Annotated in this window: 14 protein-coding genes and 1 pseudogene; 6 read left to right on the forward strand and 9 right to left on the reverse strand. The window is 65.4% G+C overall.

From position 1 onward, the window contains the following. From HF577_RS18090 to HF577_RS18110, 5 genes and pseudogenes are all read right to left on the reverse strand, one after another. Positions 1-657: pseudogene (locus HF577_RS18090) on the reverse strand (FtsK/SpoIIIE domain-containing protein); the annotation flags it as partial. Positions 658-824: 167 nt separating this feature from the next. Beyond that, positions 825-1,010: a hypothetical protein gene (locus HF577_RS18095; RefSeq protein WP_169397062.1), complete on the reverse strand. Its 186-nt coding sequence runs from the start codon at positions 1,008-1,010 to the stop codon at positions 825-827. A gap of 1 nt (position 1,011) precedes the next feature. Next, positions 1,012-1,329 (reverse strand): hypothetical protein, encoded by a 318-nt coding sequence (locus tag HF577_RS18100; protein WP_169397063.1) that lies wholly within the window; start codon positions 1,327-1,329, stop codon positions 1,012-1,014. Positions 1,330-1,339: 10 nt separating this feature from the next. Further along, positions 1,340-1,522 (reverse strand): hypothetical protein, encoded by a 183-nt coding sequence (locus tag HF577_RS18105; RefSeq protein ID WP_169397105.1) that lies wholly within the window; start codon positions 1,520-1,522, stop codon positions 1,340-1,342. A gap of 284 nt (positions 1,523-1,806) precedes the next feature. Then, positions 1,807-2,199 carry a hypothetical protein gene (locus tag HF577_RS18110; protein WP_169397064.1) on the reverse strand — a complete coding sequence of 131 codons (393 nt, stop codon included), beginning with the start codon at positions 2,197-2,199 and terminating at the stop codon, positions 1,807-1,809. A gap of 171 nt (positions 2,200-2,370) precedes the next feature. Between HF577_RS18110 and HF577_RS18115 the strand changes: the two genes are divergently transcribed. Together HF577_RS18115 and cutA are read left to right on the forward strand one after the other, a co-directional pair. Further along, positions 2,371-2,979, forward strand: coding sequence for a helix-turn-helix transcriptional regulator (locus tag HF577_RS18115; protein WP_169397106.1), 609 nt, complete (start codon positions 2,371-2,373; stop codon positions 2,977-2,979). Next, complete coding sequence (cutA, locus tag HF577_RS18120; RefSeq protein WP_169397065.1) at positions 2,976-3,326, forward strand: divalent-cation tolerance protein CutA; 351 nt, start codon at positions 2,976-2,978, stop codon at positions 3,324-3,326. The genes HF577_RS18115 and cutA overlap by 4 nt, the downstream gene beginning before the upstream one ends. A gap of 138 nt (positions 3,327-3,464) precedes the next feature. Here cutA and HF577_RS18125 read toward each other — a convergent pair whose 3' ends face one another. Then, positions 3,465-4,295 carry a hypothetical protein gene (locus HF577_RS18125; RefSeq protein WP_169397066.1) on the reverse strand — a complete coding sequence of 277 codons (831 nt, stop codon included), beginning with the start codon at positions 4,293-4,295 and terminating at the stop codon, positions 3,465-3,467. 583 nt (positions 4,296-4,878) lie between these two features. On the opposite strand from HF577_RS18125, the gene HF577_RS18130 reads away from it, so the two are divergent. Further along, positions 4,879-5,649, forward strand: a complete 771-nt coding sequence (locus HF577_RS18130) for a DUF3800 domain-containing protein (RefSeq protein ID WP_169397067.1) — start codon at positions 4,879-4,881, stop codon at positions 5,647-5,649. Positions 5,650-6,568: 919 nt separating this feature from the next. On the opposite strand, the gene clpX is transcribed toward HF577_RS18130, so the two are convergent. Beyond that, positions 6,569-7,801 (reverse strand): ATP-dependent Clp protease ATP-binding subunit ClpX, encoded by a 1,233-nt coding sequence (gene clpX / locus HF577_RS18135; protein ID WP_169397068.1) that lies wholly within the window; start codon positions 7,799-7,801, stop codon positions 6,569-6,571. A 755-nt stretch (positions 7,802-8,556) separates the two neighbouring features. Between clpX and HF577_RS18145 the strand changes: the two genes are divergently transcribed. Together HF577_RS18145 and HF577_RS18150 are read left to right on the forward strand one after the other, a co-directional pair. Further along, complete coding sequence (locus HF577_RS18145) at positions 8,557-9,186, forward strand: class I SAM-dependent methyltransferase (RefSeq protein WP_312859212.1); 630 nt, start codon at positions 8,557-8,559, stop codon at positions 9,184-9,186. A 734-nt stretch (positions 9,187-9,920) separates the two neighbouring features. Further along, positions 9,921-10,508 (forward strand): biotin transporter BioY, encoded by a 588-nt coding sequence (locus tag HF577_RS18150; RefSeq protein ID WP_169397069.1) that lies wholly within the window; start codon positions 9,921-9,923, stop codon positions 10,506-10,508. Between the two features lie 160 nt (positions 10,509-10,668). Here the strand turns inward: HF577_RS18150 and HF577_RS18155 are convergent, their stop codons facing one another. Both HF577_RS18155 and HF577_RS18160 read right to left on the reverse strand, forming a co-directional pair. Further along, the gene (locus HF577_RS18155; RefSeq protein WP_169397070.1) at positions 10,669-11,427 is read right to left on the reverse strand and encodes an SDR family NAD(P)-dependent oxidoreductase; all 759 of its coding nucleotides are present in this window, start codon (positions 11,425-11,427) and stop codon (positions 10,669-10,671) included. Then, a complete protein-coding gene (locus HF577_RS18160; RefSeq protein ID WP_169397071.1) occupies positions 11,424-11,849 on the reverse strand; it encodes a nitroreductase/quinone reductase family protein in 426 nt (141 codons plus the stop codon). The genes HF577_RS18155 and HF577_RS18160 overlap by 4 nt, the downstream gene beginning before the upstream one ends. An 84-nt stretch (positions 11,850-11,933) precedes the next feature. Between HF577_RS18160 and HF577_RS18165 the strand changes: the two genes are divergently transcribed. Further along, positions 11,934-12,509 carry a TetR family transcriptional regulator gene (locus HF577_RS18165; protein WP_169397072.1) on the forward strand — a complete coding sequence of 192 codons (576 nt, stop codon included), beginning with the start codon at positions 11,934-11,936 and terminating at the stop codon, positions 12,507-12,509. The last annotated feature ends 5 nt before the right edge of the window (positions 12,510-12,514 follow it).

Consider the following 12,514-nt stretch of genomic DNA (forward strand, 5'->3'; position numbering starts at 1 on the left):
GCCGACCACCAGCACCTGCTTGCCCTGGATCCGGATCAGGAACGGCTGCCCGTACTCGGTGTCGCCCACGTCCAGCGCGCGCAGGTCCACATCCGCGGACGTGCTTGGGATGGCAGGGGCATCGAGCGCGCGGGCGAAGGGCATCTGCCGCTCGACGATCACCGTCACCACCCCGGGCCGGGTGCGGGACACCGCGACCTGATGCGCGCCGAGCGCGTCGGCCAGCGCTGGGAGGCGTTCGGTGAACGCGGCCGGGTCCTGCCCGCGCACCACCCGCACCGTGAGCGTGTCGATCGACGGGGTCGCTGAGCGGACCCGCAGCACACGGGGGTAGAGCAGTTCGCCGGTGCGGCGGTTGTCGCGGGTGAGCTCGCAGTCCTCCACCACCCCACGCCACCGCCGACCCCGGTACACCGTCCACCGCCGCCACACCGAGCGAACCCGAGGTGCGGCCCACCGGTCGAACGAAGCCGGATGCGCCCGCCACCACACCACCACCGCACCCACGAGGCCGCCGAGGCCGGACAGGACCGCGGTGGCACCCCACACCACGACCGCCCACAGCCCGAACACCGGGACCAGCGCCCACGCGGGGTGGCGCAGCAGCCACACCACGACCCGGATTTCCTGGCCGGTCGGGCGGGTCGACCCGCGCACCGCCGTCCCTCGCGGCCCACCGAAACTCAGTGCATTTCGTGTCTTCACCGATACCATCCCCGAATCGGTCGGTTGTTGAGCAGTTTTGGGCGCAGAAGGGCCAGGGACGCACTCGCTTATTTCGTGAGCGCGTCCCCGACGCCGTTCTACGGGCTTACCGAGTGGTGCTAGTTCTTGCGGAGTACCGGACGAGCGGCATCCAGCATCGTCACGACCTGCGCCACATCCCGGGCCAGGTTGTCGTGAGTTTTCTTGAAGCTCCCGCGCCGGATCGGGATGTCGCGCATGGCCTCGCGAAGGCGCTTCATGGACTGGTCGAGGTCTTCGATGATGCGGTCCACCTGTTCGGCCATGTCAGCGCCTCCAGTCCTTCTCGATCAACTGTGGTTCGAACCGCTTCGCCTGCGACGAGACGACCCGCAGGGAGGACTTGCACCGGCGCAGCGAGGACCGGACCTCATCCACGCTGGCGATATTCCAGTGCCGCTGGTTACGCCGCTTCCACGCCACGTCCTCGGCGCTCTTGGCCGCCCGCTGGGCTTCGGCCAGGGCGTCCCCCACGAGCTGGAGGGCCTGCCAGAACTCGCCGAACCGGGCCACTGCCCGCCGGTCTGAGCGTCCCTTTGCCCAGCCGCGGGTGGCCTTGACCGCGCTGCCGACCGTGGAACCCACCGTGGCCACCTCAGACGCCCTTCCGGATCGCGACCTGCGCCAGGCGCAGCCCTTCGGCGACCCCGGCCCGCCACGCCTGCTCGGTGGCCACCGGCGAATCACCCCGCGACCACCGGCGGCGCTCCCGCTCCAGACGGCGCACCAACCGGCCCACACCCGCCGCCGGCCGCCGCCCGTTCATCACTGCGTCCATCACTCACCCACCCCATTCGAAACTGCATCAGTCATTGCGTTCTCGCCGGTGCCCGCGCACTCGACGCACACCCCGTCCCCGCAGCACACCTCACACTCCGGGCCGTCACCGGCGTTCGGGAACGAATCCGGGAAACACCCGTACCCGTCACACGGGTCACACGACCCCGACCCCGAACACCCACCACATCGCATAGCGCTCACCGCCCTGTTTTCGGCATGGGGCTACCCACGCCGGTATTCACCGGGACAACAGTTGATCGCGCTGGTATTGCGGGCGGCTGGTTACGCCGACTTCTCGCGCGGCATCGGCGCGGGCATCGGGGCCGGGTCGGCCGGCTTGAGCCCCGCGGCTTTGAACGACAGCCCAGACGACACCCGGCCCCGGTTCTCCACCTGGTAGGGCGAGACTTGCGGGTCGATCAACTCCACCCGCTGGCCCTCGTGGAAGCCCTCACCCGGATCCGCGGTCAGCGTCACCTTGATCTCCTCGCCCTTCGGCGCCCGCTGCCCCGGGCCCACGGCGAGCTTCGCGAACAGAGACACCACGAACTGCGCCGTCCCGTCCCGGTCGGTCACCGGTACCAGGTTGCCCCGCTCGTCCTCGCGAATCTTGCGCTCCGGCGGGTCCACCAGGGTTAACTTCCAGCCGCTCAAGATCACAGGCAGGTTCTGCACTGCACCCTCCTCCACTTGGACTTGCCCCAGAGGTCTAGTTCGCCCTAGAGATGAGGGCGTCCTAGTCCTATAGTGCGCCCAGGTAGTCCGGCTGTCAAGGACTAGTTGGTCCGCTCCGGCTGAGCTGGTCCGGTCGGAAGGACTAGGAAGTCCTAAGATGGAGCGGTGGAGATGTCCGAAGTCATCCGGCAGCGACGCGCCGACCTGGGGATGTCGCAAGGCGCCCTTGCACGTGTCGCCGGTGTCGACACCCGCCAGATCCGGCGGTACGAGGCAGGCGAGCAACAGCCGCTGCTGTCTGTGGCGATCGCCATCGCTGACGCCCTCGGCATCTCGGTCACCGAGCTGGCGGGCCGTGCACCCAGCGGGGTCAGCCTTACCGGCGACTGGTGGGCGTCCTGGCAGACGTCACGCGATGGGGTGGAGAAGATCGCGACTCAGCCCGTGCGCATGCGGCAGGAGGGCAGCTTGGTTCACATCGCTGCCACAGCGCACGGGCTCAGCGCGGACGATGGCGGCTACCTGTGGACGGGGGAGCTCCGCCTCTGGGACAACCAGGTCCTCACCGGGTGGTACGCCGCGAACGAGGGGACGATCCGGTCCAAGGGCACGATGTACCTGTTCATCAAGCACGCCCACGGCATCAACATGATCGGCCGCTGGGTGGGCCTCGGCTACGACGATCAGGTCATGACTGGTTGGGCGACCGTCGGCAAGACGCGTGAGAACTCCGAGCAGACGATGACCGAGCTAATCGCCGAGGGAGGTACGGCCCTATGACCGACGTGTGCGAGGTGGTGATCACCGCACCGGACCCCGCATGGCTCCGCAGCTTCACGCGCGAGCTAGTCGAGCAACGCCTCTGTTCGAGCGCACACAACTTCGCGCCCGTCCACTCGATCTACCGGTGGCAGGGCGAGGTTCACGAGCGCACGGAGGGTCGCGCCTCCCTGCACACGCGACGCGCGCTCGTTCCCGCGATCGTCGAGTACGCCAGGGAGCGGCACCCCTACCAGGTGCCCGGTATCAGCGCTCGCCCCATCTACGACGGGAACCCCGAGTACCTCAGCTGGATCACTGCCGAGACCGACCAGTCGTCCACCGCGAGCGACACCGCCGACGTGTGACCTCGCAACAAAGCCGCCGGGCCTGTCTGGTCCCACCTGATGCTTGACGTTTGAGTTCTCAGGTGGTGGTTGACATTCGGGCTAGGAAACTGAGGGTGTGCGTGATTTCTCGGACTTCCATCTGTGGACGGGGGAGGGTCAGGCCGGGAGGCCGTCGCGGATGTGCTCGGCGAGATGTGGGGGGAGCTCACCGGGTCCGTCGGTGATCGCGGTAAGGGTGCTGCTCGACTTGATGACGGTGCCGGGTTCGATCGGCCATCGCGGGTCGTCACTGGTCGTGTCGCGCTCGCCGGCGTACTGCCCAGTGGTCGGATCGATCAGTAGTTCATGGGTTCGTGCAGCGATGTCGCAGGCCAATGCGACGCAGTGGCGACCGTCGAGGTCAACGGTGTGCTCGTTGATGCTGATTTCGGGAAGCTGCAGCAGGCCGCGGTAGAGCGCGGTGCGGAGGTCGGCGGGAAACAGGCAGGTGCGCAGCGCGTCGGCCGCGTGTGTCAGCGGATGTGAGAAGCGGGTGCGCGGGTGATCGATCTCGAGTCGGGCAAGGAGTTGGTTGGGATCGCGGGGTAGCGCGGCAAGGAAGTCTGGGCTGGGTGCCCGCCAGTTGCCGGGTCGTGGGCCAGGTCGGCGGTTCTCGCGTTCAGCAAGGAAGTCGCCGTAGGGTGCGTGGACGCGGCTGGCGTTGTCCTGGTGGTCGAGGTCGATCCCGTCGGCGCGGGCTTCCTCTTCGGACCCGAGGAGCCACCATCGCCGCCCGGTGCGGCGCTGCTCGTTGACCCAGTCTCGGCTCGGCTCGGCGGGCACCCATCGGTTAGTGCGCAGCTCCTCCAGCAGCGTGTATCGGGCAGTCGGGGTGCCGGATCGACCCTGCAGGAAACTGTGCGTTTGCATCGTCCACGCGTGCGTGGATACGACCAGGTACTGGTCAGGGTTCAGTGGCTCGTCGAGGGAAGGGAACGCGTCGATCACCCGGCCCATCCTGCCGGGTCGACAGCGCATCTGGTCGCTCGATACTCGTTCGAGCACTAGGTGCGGATCCTCACCGGGCAGACCGGCGGGACGGCGCTGCCGGAGCATGGTCAGTGGTAGTAGCGAAGCTGCGCGACCTTGATGAAACTCGATGGAACTCGCGCAGCTCGGCCGGACGTCAGGGTTGACAGGTCAGCGGAAGAACGCGTCGCAGCCAGCCCACATCCTCGACCACGGTCCGATACCAGCCCCTGTACCCGTCCAACCAGAACGGATGAGGATTGCCGATCACGACCACTGTCAAGCATCAGGTGGGACCGGAGTGTCAAGCATGTCCCGGGACTACACACGCAGCCGCCTGGCCGCTGTGTTCAGACTTTCTCTACTTGTTCAAGGCGGCGCCTCCGGCGCCGCGCCGCGCTGTGTCCGATGCAGCCGCAAGCGCTCGCACGGGGCGTGCGGCCTCCGGCCGGTCCCCGCGCGGCGCGCGGCTGCTTGCGTCAGATGCCGCAGCGGAATCAGATGCGGTCCCCTCCGGCGTGCCGAACACGATCGTGTCAGGGAGTCATGCCACGATCTCGTTGTGTGGCTGGCGTATGTGGACGAGTCGGGCGATGCCGGCTACAAGGGGTCGCGGACTTACACCCTTGGGTGCGTATTAGTCAATGCTAAGGACTGGCCAGACGTGTTCGACACACTTGTTGACTTTCGCCGGTTCCTGCGAAATAAGTTTGGCGTTCTGGTGCGAGCGGAGATTAAGGCGAACTATCTCCAGCGTGGCGGTGGGCCTTTGAAGGGTCTCAACCTCGGGGACGGCCAAAGGCATGTTATATATCGGCAGCACATGCGCTTATTGTCAAAGCTTGGTCTTCAGGCCTTCGCTGTAGTTATTGAGAAGGAGAAGATTCGCCGACAGGAAAAGTATAGTCCTCGTGACGTGGCCTGGGAGTTCCTGCTGCAAAGGCTGGAGCGGTTATCTACTACGACAGACACCCCTCTGATGGTCATTCACGATGAGGGCGATTCGCTGCAAATAAGGAAGCTCTTGCGCAAAGCTCGGCGCGTGAATCGGGCTGGAAGCGCGTTTGGAACTGGTTCTTTTAATTTGCCAGCTCGCCTGATCATTGAAGATCCGGTTCCTCGACAAAGTGATCAGTCGTACCTTCTGCAGCTTGCTGATATGGTTGCATTCGCGGCCTATCGGCGACTGCATCCGCCGCCAAGCCACCGTACACCAGTCTGTCACTCGGCGATGTGGGGCGAGATCGGAACTGCTATCTATGCAAATGCGAATAGACTTGCGCACTCGCAGGGTGCTATAGCGTATCCAGGAATCGTCGTCTGGCCAAAGTAGAAACCCCCCGCCGAAGCGGGGGGTGAGCGCGGGCCTACACGGGACGCGGAGGTCTCGTTCAGTCCGCACCCACATCTTGTCCCCATCTCTGTCCACATGCAAGCCAGACTCGCCCACGAGCGAGTAGTAGCTGGTAACACTGCGTGCGCTCGCCGCGCGGCAGGTCTCCGAGATGGCGGGCAAGGCGGGCCGGTGCGGCCAGAATTGGGGGAGCGGTGGGCGCGTCATCTCGTCGACCTCCCGGAGGGCTATCACGCCACGAGCAGGGGGCAAGACTGGCAAGGTGGTCGGGGGCAGCGCCGACTTCGTCGTCCACTGAGGCGGTCGGGTTGGGTGGGCCGTTGCCCCCTGCCCGTGGCGTGATCGGGCTACGCCAGGTCGACGAGATGGCGCGAGACACCGGCCGTGGCGGGGCACACCTGGGGCACATCCTCAGCGTCACTCGCTGATACTGGGTGGCACAGCCCGATCCGCAACTGCCTGGTCATCGGCGCTCTGAGCGGCGCCGCAACGGTCAGAGGGTCGCTCGGAACGCGTTTGCAAGGCGGGGCTCCCGACGGTGACACCGCGGCTCGACCGCGGAGCCTGCGGGCGCTAGAAGGGCAGCGCGGCAACGTCGCCCGGTTGTGACCAGATCTGTGACCAGGACACGTCGAGACCACCCGGTACGGCCCGCTATCAGTGAGACGGCCAACGATGGCAGTCCGAGGTCAGGACGCTGCCGGGCGGCACTGATGAGACGCTTGGAGACGACCGGCGCCTGACTCGGTCCTCGGCGGTGTCCGAAGGCGATCACTGATTGCCCGCATTGGTGTTAGAACGCCCAGCTTCGCAGTGCACGATTCGCCCGCAACGTGCACCGGTGCTCTCCCTGCGGACTACCGACGAGCATCCGCTCACCCGGCCGGGATCTCGAGGATCATGCGCTCTTTCGACGAGTTACGAAAACGGCCTGCCGCTCACCGCGAATGACGTCACCATCGATCACAACACGTGCAACATCTTCCATGTCGGGCACGGTATACATTGGGTTCAGCAGGCATGACTCCACAATGCTGCGGAGGCCACGTGCTCCGGTCGATCGCTGCATCGCGAGATCGGCAATCGCAGCCAATGCGTTTGGCGTGAACTCAAGCTCAACATGATCTATGGCGAAGAGTTGCTGGTACTGCTTGATAATTGCATTCCGGGGTTCTGTTAAGATTCGAACAAAGTCCTCCCGGGTCATCTCATGCAGTGTTGCGATTACGGGAAGGCGACCAACGAGTTCGGGAATCAGCCCGAACTTCACCAGATCCTCGGGCAATATCTCGACTGCTGGTTCGGTCTGGCGCGTAGGGAGTTGAGCGCCGAAGCCCAAGCCTCGGGATCCCTGTCGACGATTCGCAGTCTCCTCAATTCCCGAAAATGCGCCACCGGCGATGAAAAGAATGTTGGTGGTGTCAATCTGAATGAACTCCTGATGGGGGTGCTTTCGTCCACCTTGGGGCGGCACTGATGCTACGGAACCCTCAACGATCTTCAGAAGTGCTTGTTGAACGCCCTCGCCGGATACGTCACGGGTGATCGACGGATTCTCGCTTCTTCGGGCAACCTTATCGATCTCATCGATGTAGATGATCCCCTTCTGGGCTCTTGAGACGTCGTAGTCGGCGGCTTGAATCAGTTTCAGAAGGATGTTCTCTACATCTTCGCCGACGTAACCCGCCTCAGTCAATGCCGTTGCGTCCGCGATAGCGAAAGGAACATCGAGGAGCCGAGCCAAGGACTGGGCCAGGAGTGTCTTTCCTGATCCCGTCGGTCCTAATAGTAGGACATTGGATTTGGCAATCTCGACCTCCTCTTCCTTGCGGTTGGCGGAATGTTGGATACGCTTGTAGTGGTTGTAGACCTGCACGGCCAGTGTAATTTTTGCGTGTTCTTGCCCGATGACAAATCCGTCAAGGAACTGACAAATTTCCGATGGTTTCGGTAGGTCGCACTCGCCATTCTCGGTGATGCCTGATTGGAACTCCTCTTCGATGATCTCATTGCAGAGGTCGATGCATTCATCGCAGATATACACCCCTGGCCCGGCGATCAGTTTCTTGACCTGCTTCTGGCCCTTCCCGCAGAATGAGCATCGGAGAAGGGTATCGCCTGTCTTTGTCATTACATCTCACCCCGCCGGAAGGTACTTTCGTGGCGCTGGAGATGCCCACGGATCTGTGTCAGCTTAATGGATGTTCTATGCCGCGCAAGGGCTCCGTGTACGCGCGGAGCGAACAGTCGAACTACCTGCGGGAGTAGCCTCTACGAGCGGCGCGTAGGAGTGGATGTATGGCCGCACGGGCGGCACCCAACCCGTTGTGGTCTGCCGCTCGGTCGGGAAGCTGTGACCACGGCCCGGTGAGAATCCAAGATACGCTGTCCTCCCAGAGGAACCACGTCGGGCGGACAGTAGGCCCTGCGGTTGCGACCCGCGCCGTCAGTGGATCCTGCAGGAACTCATCAACATCGAAGTCCATGCCGCACATGCTCGGGGCTGAACCCGAGTCAAGGTCAACAGGGGGAGATCGGTCGCCGTCCCAGGCCACGCCAGGGGTCCTGTGGCAGTGCCGCGCCCAGGATCAAGCACCAGAACCTGGCAGTCAAAACGCACGTCACGTGCCACACCCGTGCCACAGGGTCCGGTCAATTACGGTCACTACGGGCACACGCAGACGCTCGCGGAGCTGCGCGAACGCCCTCGTCGTTGCCGCTGATCCACATTTGCAAGGTGGGGGTTTAGGGGTTCGATTACCCTCGTCTCCACCAGCAATAACAGTGTGCCTCAGGACTCCGACTCCTCTATCTGGGGCAGGATCGCAGCTGCAGGGGCTTCACGGTGCAGCTTGCGGTAGCGCAATCCTGCGGTAACGTCGTCCGGTGACACGCGCGATGCAGGAGGACTGGAACGCGGAGGCGGCCCGGTTCGACGAGCAGCCGGATCACGGCCTGCACGACGGATTAGTCCGGGAAGCCTGGACGCTGGTGCTGCAGGAAGCTCTTCCGGCCCCGCCGGCTAGGGTCCTGGACGTAGGCTGCGGCACCGGTTCAGTCTCCGTCCTACTCGCCGAACTGGGTCACAGGGTGCAGGGCATCGACATCGCTCCACGGATGCTCGAGCAGGCCGCTGCCAAGGCCAAGCGCCGCGGCGTCGAAGTCGCTTTCCTCGAAGGCGACGCCAGCCGGCCGGCGGTGAAAGGCCCGTTCGACGTCGTGCTGTGCCGGCACGTCCTCTGGGCTTTGCCCGACGTGTCCGCTGTTCTGGACCGCTGGACGACTCTGCTCGTGCCGGGCGGTCTGCTGGTGCTCATTGAGGGGCGCTGGCACACGGGCGCTGGTTGGCGCTCCGACGATCTGCTGCCGCTGGTCCGAGCCGCGACGAGCACCGCCGTCCTGCGCCCCCTCGTGGATCCAGATCTGTGGGGAGGGCCGATCGAGGACGAGCGGTACCTGATCATCGCGACCGCTGGGAAGGAACCGCCGTTCCGCACCGGTACCGGGGACAGGTAGCTCCTCGACCCACACGAGCCACCGGCCGTGGCGGGGAACATCTGGGGCACATCCTCAGCGTCACTCGCGATACTGGGTGGCACAGCTCGATCCGCAACCGCCTGGTCATCGGCACTCTGAGTGGCGCCGCAATGGTCAGAGGGCCACCGGAAACGCGTTTGCAAGGCGGGTCTCCGATGGTTACACCGTGCTCGACCGCGGGAGCCTGTGGGCGCGGGGAGCGGAGTGCGGCAGCGGTCGGGCGGTAGTGACCAGATCTGTGACCAGGACGCGTCGAGACCGCCCGACATGGCGCGCGACCAGTGAGACGGTCGACGACGGCAGTCCGAGGTCAGGGTGCTGGCAGTGACACTGGCGAGACACCTAGAGACGCTCTACGCCTGACTCATAACCCAGAGGTCGTAGGTTCGAATCCTACCCCCGCTACCAGCGAGAACGGCCCCCGGACATCAGTCCGGGGGCCGTTTTCATGCCCGCGGTAGCAAGGATCGTAGTAGGCCTCGGTCGGCAGGCCTCCGGAGCGGGGTCCTCGGGGCCGGTGACGGCCCGCTCGATCAACTGGCTGATGAGCTCGGCGGCGGCAGGCTATCCCGACCGGCCGACTGGCTACCGCTGATCTGCTCGTGGCCCCTCCGACTGCAGGCTGAGCAGCGGTACGCAACGTCCGGCCTCTGGATCCACGCCCTCGAAGCGTTTAGCGTCATGATCGACATTCGTCGTCGACGGGGGACCGCATGACCAGCATCGGAACCGCAGGCCCGAGAAGAGTACTAGCCGACGTGCTGCCCGGCGGCGCCGTCCGTGACCTCGCCCTGGTGGTGGGCTCGGCGGTGTTCGTCGGTTTGTCTGCACAGGTGGCGATCCCCCTCGGGTTCACCCCGGTGCCCCTGAGCGGGCAGACCTTCGCCGTGCTGCTTGCCGTCGCGGTGATCGGACCTGCCCGCGGCCTGCTCGGGATGGCTGTCTACCTGGCGGCCGGCGTCGCGGGGCTTCCGTGGTTCACCCAGCACACCTCTGGATGGGGCGGCGCCAGCTTCGGCTACATCGTCGGTTTCCTCCTGGCCGCGGTGCTCGTCGGTGGCCTCGCTCGTCGGGGAGGAGACCGCACCCCGACCCGTACGGTGGGCATCATGATCGTCGGAAACCTCGCGATCTACGCGGTCGGCGTGCCGTGGCTGATGGTTACCGTCGGAATCGGGTTCGGGCAGGCGCTCGCGCTCGGTGTCCTCCCCTTCCTGATCGGTGACGCGATCAAGATCGCGGTTGCTGCCGGACTCCTGCCCACCGCATGGCATCTCGTCCATCGGGCCGAGCGGGACTAGCCAGGGAAGGACACCTCTCGGGCTCCGCCCGAACCCGCACCGCTCGGAGGTCAGGGGAGTGCGGCGCGGGTGGTGATCTCCTTGCGGCACGGGATGCCGTCAGTGTCGGGGGCGGTACCAGGCTGACGCCGCAGCCAGCAGGCGGGAGTGCTGCTGGTGGTCAGAGGAGGGCGCCCCCGGAGACTTCGAGGCGTTCTGCGGTGACCCAGCGCATCTGGTCGGAGACGAGGGCGGCGATCGCGTCCCCGATCTCCTCGGGCCGACCGACCCGTCCGAGAGCGGTCTGTGTGGCCAGGTAGCCGCGTAGTTCGGCGTTGTCTCGCATCGCGCCGCCGTTGAAGTCGGTTGCGGTGGGTCCGGGGGCGACGGTGTTGATGCGGATTCCGCGGGGTCCGAGTTCCACGGCGAGGGTGCGAGTGAGGGCTTCGACGGCGGATTTCGCTGCCGTGTAGATCGACGTTCCGGGGCTCACGTGCCGGGTCAGGGACGTCGAGATGTTCACGATCCGGCTGCCGTCGCCCATGAGTGGCACGAGTGCCTGGATCAGGAAGAAGGTGCCGCGGAAGTTGGTGCCGACCAGCAGGTCGAATCGTTCGGGTGTGACCTCTGCCAGCGGGTCGAACAGCCCGATGCCTGCGTTGTTGACCAGCACGTCGAGCCGGCTCGCTCCCCAGCGGGAGGTCAAGCCCTGCTCCAGGTCGGAGACGAACGCGGAGAAGGCGGAGACGTCGCTGATGTCGAGCGGCATGGTCATGACGTCCCCGCCTGCGGCTTCGATGAGCCGAGCCGTGTCCGTGGCCTCACCGCCCGGACGGTGGGTGACCACGATGCGGTATCCGGCAGCGGCGAGGGACCGTGCGGCGCTGCGGCCCAGGCCTCGGTTGCCGCCGGTGATCACGGCGACGCGGTGGTCGGTCATATCAGGGCTTCCTTCGTGAACGTGACGTGGACGAGCGGGCTGCCTGCCATCCACTGCTCCAGCGGCTCGACCGGCTGGGGGATCCCGGCGGGATTCCAGGCCTGGTCGAGGTCGGCGATGATCGCGCGGAAGACCCTCGCCCGATGCGCGGCGTCGCGGATCGGTGTTCCCACCGCATCCAGGTCGGCGCGCACTCCATGCTTCAGATGGAAGGTGAAGCCGGGGTTCTTCACGATGTTCGCGTACCAGTCGCGGCGTGCCGGCTGGGTCGACAGGTAGATCTCGCCATCAGCCCGGTAGAACCACACCTCGATCCGGTGGTGCCTGCCGGTTCGGGCACCGGTCGTCGTGATGTCGATCGTGCGTTCTCGCGCAGGAGACGCTGGGCTGATCGCCAGCGCGTTCTGTATCGACGGGTCCATGACTGCTCCAGTGTAAGTAATTAATTACTTACAAGCTAGGGTCATCGTGAACCCTTGTCAACGTGACTGACCAGGAGGTCCCCCTTGCCCGCCAGAAACCCGGAAGCGACGAAGGCCCGGATCCTCGACGCCGCGGTCGGCGAGTTCGCCGCGCACGGCTTCGCCGGTGCCCGCGTCGAACGCGTCGCCCGACGGGCGGCGACGAACATCCGGATGATCTATGCCTACTTCGGCAGCAAGGACTCGCTGTTCGACGCCGCGCTCGTCGATTCCGTCCGCTCCATGGCCGCGGCCGTGCCGCCGACGACAGAGGACCTGCCGGGCTGGGCAGGCAGGCTGTTCGACTACCACGGGCGTGCGCCGGCGGCGATGCGCATCAGCCTGTGGGCTCAACTCGAACGCCCTCAGGCGGCATCCGAACCCATGGAGAGCTACCTGGCCAAGACGGCGCAGGTCGCAGATGCCGCCAGCTCACCCCTCCCCGCAGTCGACCTGCTCACGATCATCTACGCCGTCGCCCAGGCGTGGTATCTCACACCGGTCGGGCTGCTCTCTGCGGACGGCTCAGACCCCTCCGACGACGTGCGCATCGCCGCGCATCGAGCGGCACTGGTGACAGCCATCCGAAGAATGGTGGAAGGCCAGGCGGAACACGGATAGGGCCG

Source organism: Pseudonocardia xinjiangensis (genome assembly GCF_012911925.1).
Lineage (GTDB): Bacteria > Actinomycetota > Actinomycetes > Mycobacteriales > Pseudonocardiaceae > Pseudonocardia > Pseudonocardia xinjiangensis.

What these genes read in the sequence shown, in the direction of transcription:
- HF577_RS18155 (WP_169397070.1), bottom strand. Translation starts at nt 11,427, where the DNA reads ATGACCGACCACCGCGTCGCCGTGATCACCGGCGGCAACCGAGGCCTG.
- HF577_RS18095 (WP_169397062.1), bottom strand. Translation starts at nt 1,010, where the DNA reads ATGGCCGAACAGGTGGACCGCATCATCGAAGACCTCGACCAGTCCATG.
- HF577_RS18105 (WP_169397105.1), bottom strand. Translation starts at nt 1,522, where the DNA reads ATGGACGCAGTGATGAACGGGCGGCGGCCGGCGGCGGGTGTGGGCCGG.
- HF577_RS18160 (WP_169397071.1), bottom strand. Translation starts at nt 11,849, where the DNA reads ATGGACCCGTCGATACAGAACGCGCTGGCGATCAGCCCAGCGTCTCCT.
- cutA (WP_169397065.1), top strand. Translation starts at nt 2,976, where the DNA reads ATGACCGACGTGTGCGAGGTGGTGATCACCGCACCGGACCCCGCATGG.
- clpX (WP_169397068.1), bottom strand. Translation starts at nt 7,801, where the DNA reads ATGACAAAGACAGGCGATACCCTTCTCCGATGCTCATTCTGCGGGAAG.
- HF577_RS18115 (WP_169397106.1), top strand. Translation starts at nt 2,371, where the DNA reads ATGTCCGAAGTCATCCGGCAGCGACGCGCCGACCTGGGGATGTCGCAA.
- HF577_RS18150 (WP_169397069.1), top strand. Translation starts at nt 9,921, where the DNA reads ATGACCAGCATCGGAACCGCAGGCCCGAGAAGAGTACTAGCCGACGTG.